At 73.1% G+C, this 22,416-nt stretch carries 21 protein-coding genes and 1 pseudogene; 12 read left to right on the top strand and 10 right to left on the bottom strand.

The window, feature by feature from the left end; translation table 11 throughout:
- The first annotated feature begins 85 nt into the window (after window positions 1-85).
- Both ACIRPT_RS04390 and ACIRPT_RS04395 read left to right on the top strand, forming a co-directional pair.
- Entirely contained in the window at window positions 86-1,327 is a 1,242-nt protein-coding gene (locus ACIRPT_RS04390) for an FAD-dependent monooxygenase (protein WP_403822045.1), read from the top strand.
- 91 nt (window positions 1,328-1,418) lie between these two features.
- Window positions 1,419-2,342 (top strand): Gfo/Idh/MocA family protein, encoded by a 924-nt coding sequence (locus tag ACIRPT_RS04395; protein ID WP_403822048.1) that lies wholly within the window; start codon window positions 1,419-1,421, stop codon window positions 2,340-2,342.
- A 66-nt stretch (window positions 2,343-2,408) separates the two neighbouring features.
- Here the strand turns inward: ACIRPT_RS04395 and lnt are convergent, their stop codons facing one another.
- From lnt to ACIRPT_RS04410, 3 genes are all read right to left on the bottom strand, one after another.
- A complete protein-coding gene (gene lnt / locus ACIRPT_RS04400; RefSeq protein ID WP_403822051.1) occupies window positions 2,409-3,962 on the bottom strand; it encodes an apolipoprotein N-acyltransferase in 1,554 nt (517 codons plus the stop codon).
- A 51-nt stretch (window positions 3,963-4,013) separates the two neighbouring features.
- Window positions 4,014-4,496, bottom strand: coding sequence for a nuclear transport factor 2 family protein (locus ACIRPT_RS04405; RefSeq protein ID WP_403822054.1), 483 nt, complete (start codon window positions 4,494-4,496; stop codon window positions 4,014-4,016).
- 73 nt (window positions 4,497-4,569) lie between these two features.
- The gene (locus tag ACIRPT_RS04410) at window positions 4,570-6,549 is read right to left on the bottom strand and encodes an ABC transporter ATP-binding protein (RefSeq protein ID WP_403822057.1); all 1,980 of its coding nucleotides are present in this window, start codon (window positions 6,547-6,549) and stop codon (window positions 4,570-4,572) included.
- 238 nt (window positions 6,550-6,787) lie between these two features.
- On the opposite strand from ACIRPT_RS04410, the gene ACIRPT_RS04415 reads away from it, so the two are divergent.
- Both ACIRPT_RS04415 and ACIRPT_RS04420 read left to right on the top strand, forming a co-directional pair.
- Window positions 6,788-7,597: an ATP-grasp domain-containing protein gene (locus ACIRPT_RS04415; protein ID WP_403822060.1), complete on the top strand. Its 810-nt coding sequence runs from the start codon at window positions 6,788-6,790 to the stop codon at window positions 7,595-7,597.
- Window positions 7,598-7,676: 79 nt separating this feature from the next.
- Window positions 7,677-8,978, top strand: a complete 1,302-nt coding sequence (locus ACIRPT_RS04420) for an SLC13 family permease (protein WP_403822063.1) — start codon at window positions 7,677-7,679, stop codon at window positions 8,976-8,978.
- Between the two features lie 56 nt (window positions 8,979-9,034).
- On the opposite strand, the gene ACIRPT_RS04425 is transcribed toward ACIRPT_RS04420, so the two are convergent.
- Entirely contained in the window at window positions 9,035-9,541 is a 507-nt protein-coding gene (locus ACIRPT_RS04425; protein WP_403822066.1) for a winged helix-turn-helix transcriptional regulator, read from the bottom strand.
- A gap of 110 nt (window positions 9,542-9,651) precedes the next feature.
- Between ACIRPT_RS04425 and ACIRPT_RS04430 the strand changes: the two genes are divergently transcribed.
- The gene (locus ACIRPT_RS04430; RefSeq protein WP_403822069.1) at window positions 9,652-10,419 is read left to right on the top strand and encodes a class I SAM-dependent methyltransferase; all 768 of its coding nucleotides are present in this window, start codon (window positions 9,652-9,654) and stop codon (window positions 10,417-10,419) included.
- 269 nt (window positions 10,420-10,688) lie between these two features.
- Entirely contained in the window at window positions 10,689-11,072 is a 384-nt protein-coding gene (locus ACIRPT_RS04435; protein WP_403822072.1) for an STAS domain-containing protein, read from the top strand.
- Window positions 11,073-11,166: 94 nt separating this feature from the next.
- On the opposite strand, the gene ACIRPT_RS04440 is transcribed toward ACIRPT_RS04435, so the two are convergent.
- From ACIRPT_RS04440 to ACIRPT_RS04450, 3 genes are all read right to left on the bottom strand, one after another.
- Window positions 11,167-11,655: a glutathione peroxidase gene (locus ACIRPT_RS04440; protein ID WP_403822075.1), complete on the bottom strand. Its 489-nt coding sequence runs from the start codon at window positions 11,653-11,655 to the stop codon at window positions 11,167-11,169.
- 252 nt (window positions 11,656-11,907) lie between these two features.
- The gene (locus ACIRPT_RS04445) at window positions 11,908-13,266 is read right to left on the bottom strand and encodes an SGNH/GDSL hydrolase family protein (protein WP_403822078.1); all 1,359 of its coding nucleotides are present in this window, start codon (window positions 13,264-13,266) and stop codon (window positions 11,908-11,910) included.
- A gap of 195 nt (window positions 13,267-13,461) precedes the next feature.
- Complete coding sequence (locus ACIRPT_RS04450; protein ID WP_403822081.1) at window positions 13,462-14,265, bottom strand: TetR/AcrR family transcriptional regulator; 804 nt, start codon at window positions 14,263-14,265, stop codon at window positions 13,462-13,464.
- 73 nt (window positions 14,266-14,338) lie between these two features.
- On the opposite strand from ACIRPT_RS04450, the pseudogene ACIRPT_RS04455 reads away from it, so the two are divergent.
- Window positions 14,339-16,625, top strand: a pseudogene (locus tag ACIRPT_RS04455) (ATP-binding cassette domain-containing protein).
- 105 nt (window positions 16,626-16,730) lie between these two features.
- Window positions 16,731-17,630, top strand: a complete 900-nt coding sequence (locus ACIRPT_RS04460) for a siderophore-interacting protein (RefSeq protein ID WP_403822084.1) — start codon at window positions 16,731-16,733, stop codon at window positions 17,628-17,630.
- Window positions 17,631-17,891: 261 nt separating this feature from the next.
- On the opposite strand, the gene ACIRPT_RS04465 is transcribed toward ACIRPT_RS04460, so the two are convergent.
- The gene (locus tag ACIRPT_RS04465) at window positions 17,892-18,293 is read right to left on the bottom strand and encodes a VOC family protein (RefSeq protein ID WP_403822087.1); all 402 of its coding nucleotides are present in this window, start codon (window positions 18,291-18,293) and stop codon (window positions 17,892-17,894) included.
- An 8-nt stretch (window positions 18,294-18,301) separates the two neighbouring features.
- A complete protein-coding gene (locus tag ACIRPT_RS04470; RefSeq protein WP_403822090.1) occupies window positions 18,302-19,111 on the bottom strand; it encodes an alpha/beta fold hydrolase in 810 nt (269 codons plus the stop codon).
- 326 nt (window positions 19,112-19,437) lie between these two features.
- Between ACIRPT_RS04470 and ACIRPT_RS04475 the strand changes: the two genes are divergently transcribed.
- From ACIRPT_RS04475 to ACIRPT_RS04485, 3 genes are read left to right on the top strand one after another with little or no spacing between them, the layout of a single operon-like run.
- On the top strand, window positions 19,438-19,641 hold the full coding sequence (locus tag ACIRPT_RS04475; protein ID WP_403822093.1) for a hypothetical protein: 204 nt from the start codon (window positions 19,438-19,440) through the stop codon (window positions 19,639-19,641).
- Window positions 19,638-20,036 (top strand): ArsR/SmtB family transcription factor, encoded by a 399-nt coding sequence (locus ACIRPT_RS04480; protein WP_403822096.1) that lies wholly within the window; start codon window positions 19,638-19,640, stop codon window positions 20,034-20,036. The genes ACIRPT_RS04475 and ACIRPT_RS04480 overlap by 4 nt, the downstream gene beginning before the upstream one ends.
- Before the next feature lie 32 nt (window positions 20,037-20,068).
- Window positions 20,069-20,461: a hypothetical protein gene (locus tag ACIRPT_RS04485; protein ID WP_403822099.1), complete on the top strand. Its 393-nt coding sequence runs from the start codon at window positions 20,069-20,071 to the stop codon at window positions 20,459-20,461.
- A gap of 31 nt (window positions 20,462-20,492) precedes the next feature.
- On the opposite strand, the gene ACIRPT_RS04490 is transcribed toward ACIRPT_RS04485, so the two are convergent.
- Window positions 20,493-21,212: a CDP-alcohol phosphatidyltransferase family protein gene (locus ACIRPT_RS04490; RefSeq protein WP_403822102.1), complete on the bottom strand. Its 720-nt coding sequence runs from the start codon at window positions 21,210-21,212 to the stop codon at window positions 20,493-20,495.
- Window positions 21,213-21,382: 170 nt separating this feature from the next.
- Between ACIRPT_RS04490 and ACIRPT_RS04495 the strand changes: the two genes are divergently transcribed.
- On the top strand, window positions 21,383-22,387 hold the full coding sequence (locus tag ACIRPT_RS04495; protein ID WP_403822105.1) for a zinc-binding alcohol dehydrogenase: 1,005 nt from the start codon (window positions 21,383-21,385) through the stop codon (window positions 22,385-22,387).
- The last annotated feature ends 29 nt before the right edge of the window (window positions 22,388-22,416 follow it).

A 22,416-nucleotide genomic window follows, 5' to 3' on the forward strand; every position in this document is an offset into this window, starting at 1 on the left:
AGTAGCGAGCAGACTACAGCTGTAGTAGCCTGCGGAACTACAGCTGTAGTCACGCGAGTAGGCACGTAGGCCAGTGGGAGGGATCATGAACCAACGCACCGCTCTGGTGATCGGTGGCGGAATCGGCGGACTGACCGCCGCGGTGGCGCTGGACCGCCGCGGCTGGGCCGTCACCGTCCTCGAGCGCACCGCCGCCCCGGACCCGGGCTCGGCATCCGGACACCTGGCGACGAGCCCGGGCGGCGCGCAGCGGGGCGGGGCGGGTATCGGGCTGGCCGCCAACGCCCAGCGCGCCCTGGAGGCCCTCGGCGCCGGCGACGCGGTCCGCGCCATGGCCGCCCCGCAGATCACCGGCGCGCTGTGCCTCCCCAGTGGCCGACGGCTGGCCCGGATGGATGCCGCCGCGGCCGTCCGGCGCTTCGGCGGCCCGGTCGTCGTCGCCCATCGCGCCGAGCTCATCGCCCTCCTCGGCGCCCGGCTGCCCCAAGGCGCCCTGCGCACCGGCGCCGCCGCCACGCTCGTCGACGAGGGTGACCCGGCGCCCGGCGGCCGCCCGGCGCGGGCGGTGATCGACGACGGAGGCGACGGCGAAGAGCTGAGTGCCGACCTCGTCGTGGGTGCCGACGGCATCCACTCCGCGGTCCGCCGCGCCGTCTTCCCCGGCCATCCCGAGCCCCGCTACGCCGGATTCACCGCCTGGCGCTTCGTGGCGCCCGCCCCCGAGCGCCCGTTCGCACCACACGAGACCTGGGGCGCCGGAAGCCTGTGGGGCTCGATTCCGCTGCGCGACGGGCGCGTTTACGCCTACGCCACCGCGGCCCTGCCGCCCGGCGGACGGGCCGCCGACGGCGACGAACGGGCCGAACTGCTGCGCCGCTTCGGCGACTGGCACCACCCCGTCCCCGCGCTGCTCGCCGCCGTCGACCCGGCCGCCGTCCTGCGCAACGACGTCCGGACCGCGGCCGCCGCGCCGCCCGCCTTCCACCGGGGACGGGTCGCCCTGCTCGGCGACGCCGTCCACCCCATGACCCCGCACCTCGGCCAGGGCGGCTGCCAGGCCATCGAGGACGCCGTCGTGCTTGCCCACGCGACCGCGGCGGACGGCGATCTCGGCGCCGCGCTCGCCGCGTACACCCGGCAGCGGCTGCCCCGCACGATGGACGTGGTGCGCCGGTCGGAGCGGATCGGCCGCCTCACCCTCTGGCGGTCCCGGCCGGCCCGCGCGCTGCGCGCCGCCGGGATGGCCGCCACCGCCCGGCTCGCGCCGGATCTCGCGCTGCGCGGCCTGGACGGCATCGCCGACTGGCGTCCCCCGGCCGCCACGTAAGCTTCCGGCAAACGGGTCATCCGGACCCCGGCGCCATCAGCGGCGCCGTCGCCGCACCACCCGCGGCGCCGCCCAAGGAGGAGGAGTACGAGTGAAGGTCGGCTGCATCGGACTCGGAGACATCGCCCAGAAGGCGTATCTCCCCGTACTGGGCACGCAGCCCGGCATCGAGCTGCATCTGCAGACCCGCACTCCGGCCACCCTCCAACGGGTCGGCGACAGCCACCGGCTGACCGGCCGGCAGCTGCACACGGACCTGGACTCGCTGCTCTCCGCCGGCCTGGACGCGGCTTTTGTGCATGCGCCCACCTCCGTACACCCCGAGATCGTGACGCGGCTCCTCGAGGCGGGCGTGCCGACCTATGTCGACAAGCCGCTTTCCTATGAACTCGCCGCATCGGAACGCATCGTGCGGCTCGCCGAGGACCGGGGAGTGGGGCTGGCCGTCGGCTTCAACCGCCGGTTCGCGCCCGCGTACGCGCAGTGCCGCGATCATGCCCGCGATCTGATCCTGATGCAGAAGAACCGCGTCGGCCTGCCGGAGGATCCGCGCACCCTGGTGCTCGACGATTTCATCCATGTCGTCGACACCCTGCGGTTCCTCGCCCCCGGCGAGATCGATCACGTCGATGTCAGGGCGCGGATGCGCGACGGGCTGCTGGAGCATGTGGTGCTCCAGCTCTCCGGCAGCAGTGGCGCCACGGCAGGCGACGGCTTCACGGCGATCGGGATCATGAACCGGCTGAGCGGCTCGGCCGAAGAGCGCCTCGAAGTGTCCGGGCTGGACACGAAGCGCGAGGTGGTGAACCTCGCGGAGGTGATCGACCACAAGGGACAGCCGACCATCCGTCGCCGCGGCGACTGGGTGCCGGTCGCGAGGCAGCGGGGCATCGAGCAAGCGGTGCTCGCATTTCTCGACTCGGTACGCGCCGGCGAGGTGCTCAGCGCGCTGGACGCCCTGAAGACCCACGAGCTGTGCGAGCGCATCGTGCATGAGGTGACGCAGGAGGGCTGAGGACCGCCCTCGGCGCACCCTTCCGCAGCAGGTCGGAGACCGCGCAGGAGCGCGTAAGACCGCCGATCACAGGGAGTCGGAGGGAGGCGCTTGCGCGGGCCGCCTCCTGAGCGCCCGTACGCCCGTGTACGCGCCGGCGAGGACCAGCGCGCCCGCCGCCCCGTACAGCGCCCAGTCGCCGAACCGGCTGTAGGGACTGGTGCCCGCGGCCAGCGGCAGATCGTAGACGGCGGCCGCGCTGCGGTCGGTCCCCAGCCGTTCGCCGACCGGTTCGCCCCGGGGGCCGTAGACCGCGCTGATGCCGGTGAGCGTGGCGTGCACCATGGGCCGCCAGTTCTCCGCTGCGCGCAGCGCGGCCAGCGAGGCGTGCTGGGCCGGTGCCCAGCTGCCCTGGAACGTCGAGGTGGAGGACTGGGCGACCAGTACCTGCGCGCCGTCGCGCACCAGGTGACGGCTCATGTCGGGGAAGGCCGTCTCGAAGCACACCAGGGGGCCGATGCGCAGCCCGTCCGCGGTGGGGATCCGCATCACGACCTGGTGGGTGCCGCGGATCCGGTCGGTGGTCGCGGCCCTGCCCACATGGGTCGCCCAGCCCAGGAGGGACCTGGCCGGTATGTATTCGCCGAAGGGCACCAGACGCATCTTGGCGTAGCGGTCGCCGGTCGGCCCCTGCGGCCCGATCAGCACCGCGCTCTTCTCGATGCCCGCACGGCCGGCGCGCCGGGCGTCCGCGTTGACCAGCAGGTCCGCGCCGGTCTGCCGGGTCAGCGAGGCGAGCCGGGCGGCGAGCGCGGGATGGTCGGCCGGATCCTGGTAGAGGCTGCTCTCGCCCCAGACGACGAGGCCTACGCCGCGGTGCGCCAGCGCCCGGGTCAGCGACTCGCTGCGGGCCAGCCGTTCGGTGGGAGTGCCGCCGATGCCGGGCTGGACGACGGCGATCCGTACCGTGCCCGCGGGGCGGGGGAGGGGCGCCCAGAGCCAGGCGGCGGCGCCCGCCAGGGCGGGGACCAGCAGCCCGGCGACGGCCGCCCGCCAGGCCGCGGGGCGGGCGATCAGCTCGGCCAGGGCGGTGTTCACCGCCACGAGCAGCAGGCTCAGCAGCCACACCCCGCTGAGGGACGCCAGGCGGAGCGCGGGCGGCACCTGCCACTGACTGGCGCCGAGCAGCCCCCAGGGCCCGCCCAAGTACTGCCAGGAACGGACCAGTTCCACCATCAGCCAGCCGGCCGGCACCAGCACCAGCGCGGCGGCGTACCGCCCGCCCGTCGCCCGCCCCCGCCCGTCCGACAGCAGCGCATGCACCAGGATCCCCCACGGCGCCCACAGCGCACCGAGGAGCAGGGCCAGTACGAGAAGGAAGACGTGCAGATTCGGCAGCAACCAGTGATGGACCGCCAGCATGAACCCCGCGCCCCCCAGCCAGCCGTCCAGCGCCGCCCGCCGCACCGTCGGCGCCGAGCGCACCAGCAGCAGCCAGGGGACGAGGGCGGCATACGCCAGCCACCACCAGGACGGCGCCGGAAAGGTGAGCGCCGGCAGCGCCCCGGCCAACGCCGCGGCCAGACCCCGCCACCAGGGGGAGCGGAGCCAAGGCACCCGATCGCCGAGCGGGGTGTGCATACCGTCTCCTTCTCGTCGCGCGGGACCGGGCCGACCGTAAGACCTGGGGGATCATTCCCCGGCGGGCACCACCTCGCGCCATTTCTCGTGCACCACGACCTCGGCCAGCCGCCAGCCTTCGGGCGTACGGCGGGCGGTGAACGCGTAGCGGCCGGCGCAGGTGTAGTTGGGGGCGGTGGGGCCGGCATCGGCGTCCGCCGCGGCGCCGTCGAGCCGCATCGGGTTGAGGTAGTCGGCCTGGACGGTGGCCGTATCGCCCGGTGCGCCGTCCCGCCGGGCGAGGGTGATCCGGCGATTGACGATCAGGTGCTGGCGTACCGAGAAGTGACGCAGCACCTCGGTGAGCCAGTCCGCGATCTCCGCCGTGTTGCCCTCGATGCCGCCCGCGGAGCGGTAGTCGGCCCGGCCGTCGTTGGTGAACAGGGCCCGGTATCCGTCCCAGTCCCCGTCGTCGAGGGCTATGGCGTAGCCGGTGACCAGATCGTCGATCGAGAGGCGGTCCATTACGGTCGAGTGTTCCGCGCGCTGCGTCATTGCCTCAGTTTTCGGCATACGGCGGCCCCCGCCAAGAGAGCGGGGGCCAAGCGGCGCGGTATCCGGCGCGGTATCACCCCACCAGCACGGTGTCCTCGGCGAGGCCCTCGCCCGGTTCCTGGCCGGAATCCGCCGCGGTCACCGCGTCGCGTGCACCGGCAGCGGCGGATCCTGCCCCGTCCGTCCTGTCCGTCTCCGAGGCGAACTGCGTCCGGTACAGCTCCGCATACCGCCCGTCGGCCGCCAGCAGCGTCGCGTGGGTGCCGCGCTCGACGATCCGGCCGCCCTCGACGACGAGGATCAGATCGGCGGCCCGTACGGTCGACAGCCGGTGGGCGATCACCAGCGCGGTCCGGCCCTCCAGGGCCTCGGTGAGCGCCTCCTGGACGGCGGCCTCGGAGGTGTTGTCCAGGTGGGCGGTGGCCTCGTCGAGGATCACCACCCGGGGGTGGGCGAGCAGCAGCCGGGCGATGGTCAGCCGCTGCCGTTCGCCGCCGGAGAGCCGGTAGCCGCGCTCGCCGACGACGGTGTCCAGGCCGTCGGGCAGGCTGCGGATCAGCGCCTCCAGGCGGGCGCGGCGCAGCGCGTCCCACAGCTCGTCCTCGGGGGCCTCGGGCTTGGCCAGCAGCAGGTTTTCGCGGATGGAGTCGTGGAAGAGATGCCCGTCCTGGGTGACCATGCCGAGCGCTTCGCGCAGCGAGGCGGCGGTCAGGTCGCGGACGTCCACCCCGGCCAGCCGGACCGCTCCGCCCTCGGCGTCGTACAGCCGCGGCAGCAGCTGCGCGATGGTCGACTTGCCGGCGCCCGAGGAGCCCACCAGGGCGACCATCTGGCCGGGCTCGGCGCGGAAGGAAATATCGTGCAGGACCTGTTCGCCGCCGCGGGTGTCGAGGGTGGCGACCTCTTCGAGGGAGGCGAGGGAGACCTTTTCGGCGGACGGGTAGCCGAAGCGTACGGCGTCGAACTCCACCGACACCGGGCCCTCGGGCACCGCGCGGGCGTCCGGCTTCTCGGCGATCAGCGGCTTGAGGTCCAGCACCTCGAAGACCCGCTCAAAGCTGACCAGTGCGCTCATCACCTCGATATGCGCGCCGGACAGGGCGGTCAGCGGGGCGTAGAGGCGGGTGAGCAGCAGCGCGAGCGAGACGATCGCGCCGGGCTGGAGGTGGCCGCGGAGCGCGAGGTAGCCGCCGAGCCCGTAGACCACCGCCAGCGCCAGCGCGGAGACCAGGGTGAGCGCGGTGACGAAGTACGTCTGCACCATCGCCGAACGGACCCCGATGTCGCGCACCCGGCGGGCCCGGGCCGCGAATTCGGCGGATTCGCGGGCCGGCCGGCCCATCAGCTTGACGAGGGTGGCGCCCGGTGCCGAGAAACGCTCGGTCATCTGCGTACCCATCGCGGCATTGTGGTCGGCGCCCTCCCGCCGCAGCGCCGCCAGCCGCCGGCCGACCCGCCGGGCGGGCAGCACGAACACCGGCAGCAGGACCAGCGCGATCAGGGTGATCTGCCAGGACAGGCTCAGCATCACCACGAGGGTCAGCAGCAGCGTCGCGATATTGCTGACGACCCCGGAGAGGGTGTCGCTGAACGCCCGCTGGGCGCCGATCACATCGTTGTTGAGGCGGCTGACCAGCGCTCCGGTGCGGGTACGGGTGAAGAACGCGACCGGCATCCGCTGGACGTGGTCGTACACGGTCGTCCGCAGATCCAGGATCAACCCCTCGCCGAGGCTCGCAGACAGCCACCGGGTCACCAGGCCCAGGCCCGCCTCGGCGACGGCGATGACGGCGATCAGACCGGACAGTCCGAGGACGACGGTGGCGGAATCGCGGTGCCAGATGGCATCGACGACCCGGCCCGCGAGCAGCGGGGTGGCCACCGCGAGCATCGCGGTCACGGTGCTGAGCAGCAGGAACCACAGCAGACGGCGCCGGTGCGGGCGGGCGAAGCCGCCGATCCGGCGCAGGGTGCCGCGGGAGAAGCGGCGGCTGCCCTGCTGTGCGGTCATCGTGCTGTGCAGCGAATGCCAGGCGGTGACTTCCATGTCCATCGCGGCCTCCAGGGTGTCGGGGTCGGCACGGGATCGCCGTGGCTGACCGGCGACATGAAAGGAACCTAGGACCTAAACCAATGTTGAGGTCAAGGGATTCCTCGCAGGTCACCCTCCGGGACACGCATCCGCTCCGCCGATCACCCTCCCGGACTGCCGTACGGACCGCCGGTCATCCCTCGGGTCGCCGTACGGACCGCCCCGAAGCCTCCCGTGACCCGCAGCTACCATGATCGCCATGCGAAACGGGGGAGACGTCCACGGCATCCACAGTGCGGCGGACGACTCACCCACGGCGACCCTGCTCCTGCCGCCGCGCCTGACGGCATCGGCCACCGGGCTGCGCGACACCGCCCGGCGGCGCGGACTGCGCACCGTCCAGCTGCCCACCTTCGACCTCCCGGACGGGCTGCGCGCCGGGCATCTGCACGCCGGGCCGTCCTTCGCCGACGCGGTGGCGGGACCGCTCGGCATCGCCCCGCTCGAGGCCCCGGCGCGCTGGCTCGCCGATCTGCCCCGCGACCTCGTACGGCGCGAGATCCGCGCGCTGCCGGTCCGCGAGGCGTACGGCCTGCGCCGGCCGGTCTTCGTCAAGTCACCCAACGACAAGAGCATCCGGGCCATGGTCTACGCGGACGGCTCCCGACTGCCCGGGGCCGACGCCGTTGACCCCGACACCCTCGTGCTGGTCTCCGACGTCGCCTCCTTCGCCGCCGAATACCGCCTCTACCTCCTGGACGGCGAGGTGCACACCGGCAGCCGCTACGCGGAGGACGGGCGCCTGAGCCTCGGCCCGCTCACCCCGGACGCGGCCGCCTTCGGCGCCGAACTCCTCGTGCGCTGCGGCGCCGGCCTGCCGTCCGCGATCGTCGTCGACGTCGGCCGCCTCGACGGCCACTGGGCGGTCATCGAGGCCAACGCGGCCTGGGCGAGCGGGCGCTACACCAGCGACCCGGAGCGGGCCCTGGACGCCGTGCTGCGGGCGGCGGGCCCGGTGGCGCGGGTGGCGGCGCGCGACCGGCCGTTCATCAGGGCGGCGGCGCGGTGAGCGGCCGGTAACCGGCGGGACGATCGGCCGGAGACGGACCGGCGACGGGGTGGGACAACCGGGCCGGTAGCGTTCCCTGGTGACTACCGCCTGGTCGGAGACCATTTCCCTGCTGCTGTTGCTGGGCGTTCTGGGCTTCGCCGTACGCAGGCCGGCGGGCGCTTCCGAGGCGGTGGCGGCCGTGCCGGCGGCGGCGATCGTCGTGCTGATCGGCGCCGTGTCACCGTCCGAGGCATGGGCCCAGGTGCACAGCCTGCTGCCGGTCGTCGGATTCCTCGCCGCGGTGCTGGCACTGGCGTACCTCTGCGCGCGCGAGGGGGTGTTCGAGGCGGCGGGCGCCGCGCTGGCCCGGCTGTGCGCCGGCCTCCCGCGCCGCCTGCTGGCCGGGGTGTTCGCGCTGGCCGCGGCGGTGACCGCGGTGCTCAGCCTGGATGCGACGGTGGTGCTGCTGACGCCGGTCGTTCTGGCCACCGCGGCCCGTGCCCGTGCCCACGCACGGCCCCACCTGTACGCCTGCGCCCACCTGGCCAACTCCGCCTCGCTGCTGCTCCCGGTCTCCAACCTCACCAATCTCCTGGCCCTCGACGCCGCCGGGCTGTCCTTCACCCGGTTCGCGGCGCTGATGGCGCTGCCCTGGGCCATCGCCGTCGCCGTCGAGTACGTCGTCTTCCGGCGCTTCTTCGCGCGTGACCTGGCGGTGACCGTTGGCCGGCCCGAGCGAACGGGGAGGGCGGAAGCGCAGGCGGAAACGGAGGCGGAAACGGAGCGGGAGGATCCGCCGCCGCCGGTCCCCGCCCTCGTCGTCCTCGCGCTCACCCTCGCCGGGTTCGTGGTGACCTCCTTCGCCGGAGTCAACCCGGCGTGGGCGGCGACGGCCGGTGCCCTGGTCCTTGCGGTCCGCGCGCTGCGCCGCCGGGAGACCACCGTGCCGCGGCTGGTGGCGGCGGCGAACCCGTTGTTCTGTCTCTTCGTGCTCGCCCTGGGCATCGTGGTCAAGGCCGTCGTCGACAACGGGCTGGGCGACGCCGTGGACCGACTGCTGCCGGCCGGGTCGTCGCTGCCCGCGCTGCTCGGGCTCACCGCGTTCGCCGCCCTGCTCGCGAACCTGATCAACAATCTGCCGGCCGTCCTCGCGCTGCTTCCCGTCGCGGCCGCATCCGGCGCGGGTCCCGTCCTTGCCGTACTGATCGGCGTGAATGTCGGCCCGAACCTGACCTACGTCGGCTCCCTGGCCACCCTGCTGTGGCGGCGCATCCTGCACGACCACCAAACCGCGCCGGCGCTGTCCGTCTTCACCGGCCTCGGCCTGCTGACGGTCCCGGCGACGCTGGTCCTGTCGACGGTGGGGCTGTGGGTGGCGCTGCGCACCATCGGCACCTGACGGGGTGCGGGCGCGGGGGTGTGGCGGCGTACGACCTGCCGGGGCGTACGGGCTCCTCAGGGCGTGTGCCGGGACGCGATCAGGGGGCCGAGGAGCCGGGTGCCGGGTCCGACCCGGCCGCCGGGGCCGGGGAGCGCGAGGGTGTTGTCCACGGTGAGCGGTTCGGCGCAGTGCGCGCAGGCGGCCACCATCGTGGTGTCCCGGTCGCAGGTCAGATGGTGGACCCGGGCCGGGGGCCCGGCCTCGCCCGCGTACCAGCGGTCGCCCCAGGTCGCCAGCGCCAGCAGCACCGGATAGAGCTCCTCGCCCTTCGCCGTCGCGACATAGTGCTCGCGCGGCGGCCGTTCCTGATAGCGCTCGCGGGTCAGCACGCCCTCCTCGACCAGCCGCGACAGCCGGGCGGTGAGCACCTTGCGCGAGATGCCGAGGTCCTCGGCGAGGTCGTCGAACCGGCTGATCCCGGTCAGTACGTCGCGCATGATCAGCGCCGTCCAGGCGTCGCCGAACAGATCGGTGGCGCGGGCGATCGAGCAGGCCACATCGGAGAGGGGAGTGCGGGTCACGCTTCGAGGCTACCCAAGTTCCCTCGGGAGACCCGGGGTTGGTAGGTTCCCTGAGGGAACTCGTCTGCGCCGGGGACGCCGGCGCGGCACGGTCGACGAAGGAGAACGCCATGCGCAGCGCTCCACTGATCGCACTGGACTCACCCGACCCGGAGGCCGTCGACGGGCGTCAGATCCGGGCGGCCGCCTTCCAGGACGTGCGGCTCGCCTACACGTTCGCCGTCCTCGAAGACCTGGGCCGCGCCGCCTCCGGGCGGGCCCTCGTCATGGGCGGCGGCCGCGGTCTCCTCGCGCGCGGTCTGGCGCGGCTCGGCTTCGAGGTCACCGCCGTGGACCCGTCCCGCGCCGCGACCGCGATGGCGCGCACCGCCGCCGAACGCGCCGGCCTCGCCATCGAGCACCGCACCGCGCTCGCCGAGGACCCCGGCCTCCCCGCCGCCGCGTTCGACCTCGTCTACCTCGCCGACACGCTGGAGATCACCTCCGACCCCGACCGGGTGATCGAGCGGGCCGCCCACACCCTCAAGCCCGACGGCGTCCTCGTCTACGACACCGTCAACCGCACCGTGCTGTCCCGCCTGGTCTATCTGGTGGCCTTTCAGCGACTGCCGATGACCCGGGTCGTACCGGCCGGCCGCTATGCCGCCCGCCGTCTCCGCAAGCCCGCCGAGGTCGCCGCGCTCGTGGCGCGGCACGGTCTGCGCCAAGCCGAAACCTGCCATTTCAAGCCACGCAGCGCACGGAGTCTGATTTCGGCGGTCCTGGGGCGCCGCCGCGGCCGGATGACAGACGACGAGATCGCCTCCCTGGCCGGCTTCCAACTCGCCCCGGGTACAAGTCCGTTGGTCACCTACCTCGGCCACGCGCGCAAGGTATGACCGCGGCCCGCAGGCGCACCCCCTCTGAGCTGGCCCGCCGCAATTGAGCCAACCTCTTTACGTGGTTCTCGCCAGGACTTGACGCCACGATGGGCGGGTAAGCCGTAGAACGTAACGCACAGCAGCGATATCAGGGCACAGCCGACGACCGGATACGGATGCATCCGCCCGGATCGCGACGGGCGCTCCCCCTCATCTCTCTATCCCCGTATGCCTTCGCCACCTGCGTGGCGCTGTCTCGCTCTCTGGCACGAAAGTGGGTCGGGCTGATGGCCGAGGGCCACAACTACCAGGAATTCGTCGGCCACATCCGCGAGGCGGGCAGCACGATCGTGCTCGAGCTCCGCGGGGAATGGGACATCCTCGCCGCCTCGGTGGTCGCCGACCGGCTGGACGCGCTGACCGGCGCGCCGCACCCCGATCTCGTCCTCGACGTGAGCGCGGTGACCTTCATGGACTGCGTCGGGCTGGGCCTGCTGTGCCGCGCCCGGCACCGGGCGCGCGACCGGGGCGGGCGGCTGCGGCTGACCGGGGTCACGGACGGCGGGTGGGTCGCGCGGCTGCTGCGGATGGCCTCGCTGACCGGCGAGTTCGAGATCGTGGCCGAAGCGATCGCCGGCGCCACCTGCCTGGCCGACTGCGTGGCGGTATGAGCTGGTGGAGCGGCCCGCCACGCGCCACCGGCCCGGGCCGCAAGGCGGCGACCGGGGCGGGCGGCCGTGGAGCGGGCGGCGCGGCGGCCGTGGATCAGGCCGGCAGGGCCGCCTCGATGGCCGCGACGAGCTCGTCGGCGTCCGGCTCCGTGCGCGGCCGGAACCGGCCCACGACCTGGCCCTGATGGTCGATCAGAAACTTCTCGAAGTTCCACTGGACGTCCCCCGCCGCGCCCTCCGCGTCCTGGGTGCCGGTCAGCTCCGCATACAGCGGGTGCCGCTCCTCGCCATTGACATCGGTCTTCTCGAACAGCGGGAAGCTGACGCCGTACTGCGCGGAGCAGAACGTGGCGATCTCCTCGGCGGTGCCCGGCTCCTGGCCCGCGAACTGGTTGCTGGGGAAGCCCAGCACGCTGAAGCCGCGGTCGGCATAGCGCTCCTGGAGCCGCTCCAGGCCCGAGTACTGCGGGGTCAGTCCGCACTTGGACGCCACATTGACCACCAGCAGCGCGCGGCCGCGGTAGTCGGCGAGCGAGGCGGGCTCACCGGTCAGGGTGCGCAGGGGAATGTCGTACAGGCTCACGGTCATGCTCCTCAATGCGGTTCCGGGAATAGGGACGGACGTCATCCGTGGCAACAGCGGCGCCCGGCCTGATCTTCCCGGAATCGTCGACGGGCCACGAGACCACCGGCCGGAGTGCGCCCGCGCGCCACTCCCTGAGCAACTGATCGAAGATCGGGGTCGCCTCCTCGGTGGACCGTCGTGCGTACGGGGGCGAGAGCGAGAGGCGATGGAAAACGTGACCCGTGGTCTTTTTGACGTCCATGTCCGGACTCAACCTGGAGAATGCTGCACGGGTTGCGGTGCGCACGTGGGACGGCCGCGAGATGTGCCTGAGCCGGTGACGGGCAGAAGATACGTTCCCGCTCGGCCCAGTGCCGACAGGTCCACCGCCTGCGCCATGGCGTACATTCCGGCGGTGTTCGGATGCACACCGTCGCCGCTGTTGTAGCTGTGCCGCAGCCGCCGGGGCACGGCCGGATCGCGCAGCGCCGCATCGAAGTCGACGACCCCGTCGAAGGCCCGCCCGGTACGGATCCAGTGGTTGACCTGGGCCCGCATCCGTTCCCCCGCCGGGCCCAGAAAGGCGTTGGGGGTGATCGTGCCGGCGTGCAGCGCGATCCCGGCGGCCTGCGCCCGGCCGGCCAGCGCGGCCAGTCCGGCGATCACTTGGCCGGCCGTCACCCTGGTGCCCCGGTGCACCCCGGTGCCGGCCCCCAGGTCGTTGGTGCCGAGCAGCACGATCGCATCGGACACGGCGGTCTGGCCGAGCACATCGCGGGCGAACCGGGCCTCGCCGTTGACCCCGAGGTGGATCCGTCCGTCGGCGCCGGTACCGACGTCGCTCAGCAGCCGGTTGCCGCCGATGCCCGCGTTGACGACGGAGAGCCCGCGGCCGCGCCGCCCGGCGTCGGCCAGCCGCCGCGCCAGCACGTCCGGCCAGCGCAGATTGACGTTGTCCGGGATGGCGCCGCCTTCGGTGATGGAGTCGCCGAAGGCCACGACCGTACGGTCCGCGGCCGTCGTGGCGACGTCCACGCCCGCCAGGAAGAACCACGACAGGATCCGCTCGTGGAAGGCCGAGCCCCGCTCGTCGGCGGTGTGATCGCCCCGGGTGGAGACGTAGCTGGTCTGCTTCGCCCCGCCGTGCCAGGTGGTGGGCCCGGTCGGGCGCGGCAGATGGATGCTCACCACCAGGTCGCGGTCGGCGTGGACGCTCAGCCGTACGGGATCGCTGACGATCTCTGCGCCGGCGGGGACGGTGGCCGAGCGGTGGCCGGCGAACGTCACCGTGCGCCGGGTGCCCGGCTCGGTGGCGGCTCCTCCGGCCCGCCGGGCGACCGTCACCGCGCCCAGGTCCAGCGGCCGGGTGCCGTACAGGTTGGACAGTCGCAGGCGGACGCGGTCGCCGCCGACCGAGAGGTGCACCACCAGGCGGAGGGTGCGGTGGGCGAACCCGGTGACGGACCGGCCCCTGCGGGCGGGCGGGGTGACGGCGGCGGCCCAGCCGCCCACCCAGTGGCGGGTCCCGGCCGCGGCCGCCGGCGCCTCGGCCGTGGCCGCCGCCGGTGGCGCGGCAGCCGCCAGGAGGCCCAGCGACGACGCACCGGCCAGCAGGGATCTGCGGGGCAAGGGGCGTCCTCGCACGGGTGCCTCCCGTCGTCGGTCCTCGTCAGCGGCGCTCGGTAATGGTCCACGGACGGTCCCATTGCCGTCGGCCCGGTCGGCGTCGTACACGCCGTTCTCGCCCTTCTGGCGGAGCCCGAGTGGCTGGTGGGGGCGAACGGGACGGGGCCGGCACGGCCTGGGACCGGCATCACCACGGGGTCAGGGCGCGGCCTTGTCCATCGTCGCCGCGATGCCGTCCAGGATGACGGCCAGGCCGACCTCGAAGGTGGTCCTCGCCTCGCGCTCCAGGTACGGCTCCGAACCGCCCGTGTGGGCCGCCGCGCCCTCGGTCTCGAGGCGGACCAGCAGCGGGAAGCGGTCCTGGAAGTCGGGCACGACCTCGCCGAGCACGCTGGAGCGGGACTGCCACCACTCCTCGTCGGACATGCCCGTCGCCGCCGCGGCCAGCCGGGATTCCGTGACGGTCGCCGCGGCGCCGCGGACGAAGTGGAAGAGCGCCCCGACGATGCGGCGCAGCACGGCGGAGTCCAGCTCGGTGGCGTACAGCAGCCGCACCAGCGTCTCCAGGGCGACGTATTCGTTCGGCCCGAGCACCGGCCGGGCCTGGGAGACCTGGAGCACCCACGGGTGGCGCAGATAGAACTCCCAGGTGTCCTCGGCCCAGGACGTCACGGCGGGCCGCCAGCCCGGAGTGAGGTCGTAGTCGGTGGGCAGCTCGGCCAGCGCCCGGTCGTACATCAGGTCCACCAGCTCGTTCTTGCCCGGGACGTAGGTGTACAGCGCCATCGCCGTCCGGCCGAGGCGCTCGCCCACCGCGCGCATCGACAGCGCGGCCAGGCCCTCGGCGTCCGCGACGGCGATTCCCGCGTCCACGATCGCGTCCACGCTCAGCGCCGGTTTGGGGCCGGGCGCGGAGCGTTTTCCGGCCGGGTCCTTGTCCTTGGCGCGCCACAGCAGGGACATCGAACGGCGGGCGTCGCCCTGGCCGGCGAAGAGGACCACTTGCGAACTCCTTACAGCATAAAGTAACCTCGTCGAGGTAACTCTTTACTGCGTAAAGATATCAGGGGGCGGGATGGGGGACCAGGAGTCCGGCGGGCGGTCCGTGCGGCCCGACGCCGACAACCACGACGTCATCGAGGTCCGGGGCGCGCGGGAGAACAACCTCGCGGAGGTGTCCCTCGACATCCCCAAGCGCCGCCTCACGGTCTTCACCGGGGTCTCCGGATCGGGGAAGTCCTCCCTGGTCTTCGGCTCCATCGCCGCGGAGTCGCAGCGGCTGATCAACGAGACCTATACCGCGTTCGTCCAGTCGTTCATGCCGAGCCAGGGGCGGCCCGATGTCGACGCGCTGCGCAACCTCAGCGCGGCGATCATCGTCGACCAGGAGAGGATGGGCGCCAACTCCCGCTCCACGGTCGGCACGGCGACCGACGCCCACACCATGCTGCGGATCATCTTCAGCCGCCTGGGCTCGCCGGCCATCGGCACCTCGACCGCCTTCAGCTTCAACAGCGCCGAGGGAATGTGCCCGGCATGCGAGGGGCTGGGGCGGGTCTCGGCGATCGACGTCGACGAGCTGGTGGACACCGAACTCTCCCTCAACGAAGGCGCGATCACGGCACCGGGCTTCACCGTCGGCTCGTTCCACTGGCAGACCCTCGCCCACTCCGGTTTCTTCGACCCCGACGTCAAGCTGAAGGACTACACCCCCGAGCAGTGGGACGCCTTTCTGCACAAGCCCGCCACCAAGACCAGACAGGGCACCTTCAACATCACCTGCGAGGGCCTGCTGGTGAAGGTGCAGCGGGTCCATCTCGCCAAGGACCGCGAGTCCATGCAGCTGCACATCCGGGCCTTCGTCGACCGCGCGGTGACGTTCACCTCCTGCGGCGCCTGCGGTGGCGCACGGCTCAATCCCGCCGACCTCGCCTCCCGTATCGCCGGCCGCAATATCGCCGAATGCTCAGCCCTCCAGATCAGCGACCTGGCAGCTTTCGTACGGACCCTCGACGACCCCTCCGTGGCCCCGCTCCTCACCGCCCTCTCCCACACCCTGGATTCCCTGGTCGAGATCGGACTGGGCTATCTGAGTCTGGACCGCGAATCGGGCACCCTGTCCGGCGGGGAGGCCCAGCGGGTCAAGATGGTCCGCCACCTCGGGTCCAGCCTGACCGATGTCACCTATGTCTTCGACGAACCGACCGTCGGACTGCATCCGCACGACATCCAGCGGATGAACGGCCTCCTGCTGCGGCTGCGCGACAAGGGCAACACCGTCCTGGTCGTGGAGCACAAGCCGGAGACCATCGAGGTCGCCGACCATGTGGTCGACCTCGGCCCCGGCGCCGGATCCGCCGGCGGCCGGATCTGCTTCACCGGCGATGTCGCAGGGCTGCGCCACTCCGGTACGTTGACGGGGCGTCATCTCGACCACCGCGCCCGGCTGCGCGAGACGGTCCGCCGGCCCAGCGGTCATCTGCCCATCACCGGTGCGACGCGGCACAACCTCAAGAACGTCAGCGTCGACATCCCGCTCGGCGTCCTCACCGTCGTCACCGGCGTCGCGGGCTCGGGCAAGAGCTCCCTGATCCATGGCTCGCTGCCCCGGCGGGACGGCGTGATCGTCGCCGACCAGTCCGCGATCCGCGGCTCCCGCCGCAGCAATCCGGCCACCTACACGGGACTGCTCGCCCCCATCCGTACGGCCTTCGCCAAGGCCAACGGCGTCAAGGCCGCGCTGTTCAGCGCCAATTCCGAGGGGGCCTGCCAAGGCTGCAAGGGCATCGGGCTGGTCTACACCGATCTCGCGATGATGGCGGGCGTCGCCTCGGTCTGCGAGGAGTGCGAGGGCAGGCGATTCACCCCGAAGGTGCTCACCTACACCCTGCGCGGCAAGAACATCAGCGAGGTGCTGGCCATGCCGGTGGCCGAGGCCCGCGCGTTCTTCCCCACCGGGCAGGCCCGCACCATCCTCGACCGGCTGAGCGACGTCGGCCTGGGCTATCTCGGCCTCGGTCAGCCGCTCACCACCCTCTCCGGCGGCGAACGCCAGCGCCTCAAACTCGCCCTCCATATGGCGGAGAAGGCCGCCGTCCATGTCCTGGACGAGCCGACCACCGGCCTCCATCTCGCCGATGTGGACCAGCTCCTGGGCCTGCTGGACCGGCTGGTGGACGCCGGCAACACCGTCATCGTCATCGAACACCACCAGGCGGTGATGGCCCACGCCGACTGGCTGATAGACCTCGGCCCCGGCGCGGGCCACCGGAACCCCGGCCGGCCTCGTCGCCCACGGCGACTCGCTGACGGCCCGTCACCTTCGCGCCTATCTCGCACCGCGCCCGGCACAAAGGCCGTAGGGCAGCAGGGCAGTAGGGCCGTAAGGCTCACGGGACGCCGAGCCGCTCCCGGCTCCCGGCACTCGACCTCTCGCCACCACCCCGCACACCCTCATGGAGGATCCGATGACGGCCCTGCCCGTCGCGCTCATCCAGGTCACCGACGTCCGGCGGATCACCCCGCGCATGGTCCGCGTCACCTTCGCCGGAGACGGCCTCGACGACTTCCCCACCTGGCCCGATCAGCAGCTCAAGCTGCTCTTCCCCAGGCCGGGCCAGACCGCACCCCGCCTCCCGGACAAGGGCGCGGACGGCGATGTGATGCGCTGGTACGAGGCGTTCCTCGCCATACCCGAGGACGAACGGCCGTGGATGCGCAGCTATACGGTGCGGTCCTACGACGCCGAACGCCACCACATCACGGTCGACTTCGTCCTGCACGCGGCGGCGGACGCCCCGGAGACCGACGCGGCAGCCGGCCCGGCCACCCGCTGGGCGGCCGCCGCCCAAAGGGGCGACACCCTCGCCCGCTACGGGCCGGCGGCGGCCTATGCCAGGCCGCTGCCCCTCGACAGGGCCGACTGGCTGTTGCTGGCCGGTGACGAGACGGCGCTGCCGGCGATCGGTTCGCTCGTGGAAGCGCTTCCCGCGGGCGCCCGCGCGACGGCGTACATCGAGGTGGCCGACGCCGCGGAGGAACAGCCCTTCACAACCCCGGCCGACCTCACCGTCCACTGGGCGCACCGCAACGGCGTCGCGGCCGGCCGCAACGACGCCCTGCTGAGCGCGGTACGCGACGCCGCGTTCCCCGCTTCCGGCACGGTCTTCGCCTGGCTCGCCGGTGAGGCCGGCACCGTCCGCGCACTCCGTCGCCACCTCGTCGACGAGCGCGGCCTGTCCACCTCTCAGATCGACTTCACCGGCTACTGGCGCCGCAAGCTCACCCAGGACGACGCCCCCACGGCGGAGGACCTGGCCGAGGCGCAGGAGAAGATAGCCGAGGCCCAGGCGCGAGCCGGCGACTAGGGGCTGTCCGATGGGTCATGGCCGGGCCCGCGACGCTCCCCCAGCTAACGCTGGGACACCCCCACGCGGCGTTGCCGGAGCGTCCCAACAGCTCCGCTGTCGAGACGCTCCGGCGCCTTGCGATGCAGCTCGGCTTCCGAGGCCGGATGAAGAGCCGAGACGGAGCGAGCGCAGCGAGTGCAGTGCACCAGACGCCGCGGCCTTTCCGACCCTGACCCATCGGACAGACCCTGGCGCGGCCCGGCCGGGCCGGAGGGGCGCTCAGACGACCTGCCGGTACGTCATCTCCCCGTCGGCCCGCTCGGCCGCACTCCGCTCCACGCAGAACTCATTGCCCTCGGGGTCGGCCAGCGTCGCCCACCCGGTGCCGTCGGGCCGGCGGTGATCGGCGACCAGTTCCGCGCCCAGGGTGAGCAGCCGCTCGACCTCCTCGTCCCGGCTGCGGTCCTGCGGCTGCAGATCCAGGTGCAGCCGGTTCTTGGCGGCCTTCTTCTCGGGCACCGTAATGAACAGCAGCGCGCTGCCCGCGGAGGTCACCAGGGCCTCCGGGTCGCCCGGCAGGTCGTCCTCGGCGAGCGAGCCGCCCAGCACCGCCGCCCAGAATTGCGCCAGCCGATAGGCGTCGGCGCAGTCGATCGTGATGTGACGTACCAGTGAAGTCATGCGCGTCACTATGCGGTTGACGGCCGGGGGTGTCCAACGGGTCCCCCGAGCCGGCGGCCCTCGCCGGCGGCGGCGCGGATCAGCAGGTCGGTCAGCTCGTCCGGGTGCGACAGCATCGGATAGTGCCCGGTATCCAGGTCGAAGAAGCCGACCCGGGGGTCGGCGAGTGCCCGGAAGCGGGGATCGCCCGACGCCACCAGCGACTCGACGACGGCGATGCTCGCCCCGTTCGCCGTACAGAAGATGCCGGTGGCCGGCACCTGTGCCGCCTTGCCGGTCAGGTGGAGCGGCTGGGTCAGCACGCCCAACGGCTGCGGTGCGGCGAGCTTCTCCAGGCGCCGCCGGGCGGCGTCCGGGAGCAGCGCGAGGCTGCCCCACAGCTGCTCGTCCTCCAGCGGCGGGGGCGGCAGGACATACCCGTTGCCCCGATCCTCGGCCCGCCGCAGCAGCCGCTCCCGTACGGCCGGGTCGGGCATCACATCGACCGCCGCGTCGCCGTCGCCGGGCATCCCCGCGTCCAGATAGACGAGCCGGCGGATCCGGTCCGCGCGGCGGTCGACGGCCCCCAGCGCGGGATGCAGCCCGTAGCAGTGGCCGACGACCACGGTGTCCCGCAGTTCCTCGTGGTCCAGCAGCTGCACCACGTCCTCGATATGCGTCTCGAGGTCGGTGCCGGGCCCCGCCAGATGCCGGCGGTCGCCCATCCCGGTGAGCGTCACCGGGTGCGCCTGATGGCCCCGTTCGTGAAGCCGGGCGGCGACGTCCCGCCAGATCCAGCCGCCGGTGTAGCCGCCGGACACCAGGACGAATGCGGTCATGGTCTCTCCTCCAGGTCTGGTCCCCACGGCCCGTCGACACCGGCCGGGCCGCGCCTGCCGGCACCGTAAAAGCTCCTGCAGCGGGAGATTCAAGTCCGGGCGCGTGGGCCGGGCGCGAGGCGCGATCGCCTCGCACGGTGGCGGGCCGCGGCGCGCTCCCGCCCGCCCGCGGCCCGACGGCCCGAGCGCCGGTGTCGTTTTCCGCCATCGGAAGCATTGGGCCGCCCCACCCATAGGGGCGGCGCGCCCCTGTCGTCTACAGTTGCAGAATTCCGCAATTCAACAGATGACGCGACGGCCGGTCGGCCTGGACGCGGAGGGCAAGCGTGGGCGGTTTCGCCGAGGCGGTACGGGAACGGGTGCGGATCGCGCGCGCCGCCGTCGACGCGGCGCGGGCGGCGAGCGACGCCTACGCGCTGGCCGTGGCGGAGGACGAGCTGGACGACGCGCTGCGGATGGCCCGCAATGTGGGCATCGATCCGGACGCCGGGCCCGGGGCGGCCCGGCAGGGGAGCGGGGCGCCGGAGTGAACGGCGCGGGGGTTCCGCTCTACCAGGCCAAGGCCGAATTCTTCCGGATGCTGGGCCACCCGGTCCGCATCCGGGTCCTGGAACTGCTCCAGGACGGTCCGCTGCCGGTCCGCAGCCTGCTGTCCGCGATCGAGGTGGAGCCGTCCGCGCTCTCCCAGCAGCTGGCGATCCTGCGCCGCTCGGGCATCGTGACGGCCACCCGCAGCGGCTCCACCGTCGTCTACGAGCTCGCCGGCGGCGACGTCGCGGAACTGCTGCGCGCCGCCCGCCGGGTGCTCACCGATGTGCTCACCGGCCGCCATGCGCTCCTCGCCGAGCTGCGGAAGGCCGAGGCCGGCGCCGTTCGGACGGCCGGAGGGGCGGCGAAGGCCGACAGCGTGGGGGCGGTGTCGTGACGTACGCGCGCCGCCCCGAGGGGTGATCGCAGATGGCCGCAGCGAGGCGTAAGGGCCCGCCGCCGTGGCGGGCGGTCCGCTCCCGCACCTGCATACCGTCCGCCACCGGGCCGGGCTCCGCCCGCCCCTGCCGCGGCCGCCACCACGGACGGGGCCCGCTGAGAACCGCACCCGGACACGGCCGCGGCTGCCCGGAATTCGCCGCCCGCCGCCGCACCGCACCGCGCTGCGGCGGCCGGCGCGGCACCACCGCCGCCGTCCGCCCCGGCCGCCAGCTGGCGCGGCTGCCCGGCGCGGTCCATGTGCCGCACCGCCCCGTCCGGCACAGCGCCTGGCGACGGGTGTTGCTCTCCATCCTCGTCGGCCAGCTCCTGCTCGTCTTCCTGGCGCTGGTCGTCTACCTGGGGCGGCACGCGGGCACGTGACGGCCGCGCCGCGCCGCGGCGCGCGCCGGCGTCACGCGGCCTCCCGGGTCCGCCACAGCCAGGCGACATCCCGCCCGAACGACCACACCAGCAGCGCCAGCGCCGCCCCCACGGCGAGGATCGCCCACCCCGTCGGCACGACCCCGGCACCGGCCACCACCAGGACGATCCCCTGCAGAGCGGCCACCGTCTTGCGGGCCATGCTGTGCGGCAAGTCGCCGCGCAGCCACGGCAGTACCCAGGACGCCGCGACGAAGGCGTACCGCATGAGCCCGATGAACAGCACCCACGCGCCCAGCGGCATCGCGACGTAAATGGACAGCACCAGAATGAGGAAGGCGTCCACTTCCATGTCGAAGCGCGCGCCCAGCGCCGTCGCCGTTCCCGTGCGCCGCGCCACCTGTCCGTCGACGGCGTCCAGGATCAGTGCCACGGTGGCCAGCGCGACCAGCACCGCCACCGGCGGCCGGTGCCCGAAGGAGTCGGCGACCAGGGCCGTCACACCGCCGACGAGGATCGCGCGGGCCAGCGTGACGCGGTTGGCGGGGCCGAACGAACCGGTCCATGACCGGCGTAGCGCGAGGGTGAGCACGGCCCAGGTGACCACCGCGAACGTGGAGCCCGTCAGCCAGCCTGCGGTGCCCAGCCCGAACGCCCGGCACAGGATTTCCAGCACCAGCAGCTGTACGCCCATGCCTGCCGTGGTGTCCTTGCCGAACGGCCTTGTGTCGTACGGATCCAGTACGGCCACCGGACCTCCCGGGATGTGTGGCGGAGTCGATGACTGCCGCGTATGGTAACGGCGTCCTCATGATCCACGGCATGCGGCACCTGCCGCATGCAGCACCTCCCGCATGCCGTTCGCCGGTATGCGGCCCCTTGCAGTCATGAACCACCGCCGCAGCGTCCAGGAGGATTCCGATGTCGCGCGTCGCCCGGTCCTTCTGGGTCGCAGCTCCCGGCCGGGGCGAGATCCGCGAGGTTGCGCTTCCCGCACCCGGCGATGACGAGGTGCTGGTGCGTGCGCTGTTCTCCGGTGTGAGCCGGGGGACCGAGAGCCTGGTCTTCCGCGGCGGGGTGCCCGAGAGCCAGTACGCCGCGATGCGCGCGCCGTTCCAGGACGGGGAGTTCCCGGGGCCCGTCGCCTACGGCTACCTCAGCGTCGGGGTCGTCGAGGAGGGGCCCGCAGCGCTCCTCGGCCGTACGGTCTTCTGCCTCTATCCGCATCAGACGCGCTATGTCGTCCCGGCGAGCGCCGTCGTCCCCGTGCCCGACGGCGTCCCCGCGTCGCGGGCCGTGCTGGCGGGGACGGTGGAGACCGCGGTGAACGCCCTGTGGGACGCGGCGCCGCTGGTGGGGGACCGGATCGCGGTGGTCGGCGGGGGGATGGTCGGGTGCAGCGTCGCCGCCCTGCTCGCCCGTTTTCCCGGCGTCCGGGTACAGCTGGTCGACGCGGACCCCGCACGGGCCGGGACGGCCGCGGCGCTGGGCGTAGCCTTCGCGCCGCCCGAGGACGCGCTGGGCGACTGCGACCTCGTCGTCCACGCCAGCGCCACCGAGGCCGGGCTGGCTCGCTCGCTCGAACTGCTGGCCCCGGAGGGCACGGTCATCGAGCTGAGCTGGTACGGCGACCGACGGGTCAGCCTGCCGCTGGGTGAGGCCTTCCACTCCCGCCGCCTGACCGTCCGCAGCAGCCAAGTGGGCGCGGTCCCCCCTGCGCGGCGCTCCCGCCGTACCTTCGCCGACCGGCTCACCCTCGCCCTCGATCTGCTCGCCGACCCCGCCTTCGACGCGCTGATCACCGGCGAATCCGCCTTTGCGGACCTGCCTCGGGTGCTGCCCGCGCTCGCTACGGGTGAGCTGCCGGCGCTGTGCCACCGCATTCGGTACGGGGCGGCGGACGCGGCCCCGGCGGCCCGCGACTAGCCCTTGGCGCGGGTGGCCGCAGCGCCGTC

The sequence above is a fragment of the Streptomyces sp. NPDC101227 genome (genome assembly GCF_044767545.1).
Taxonomy (GTDB): Bacteria; Actinomycetota; Actinomycetes; order Streptomycetales; family Streptomycetaceae; genus Streptomyces.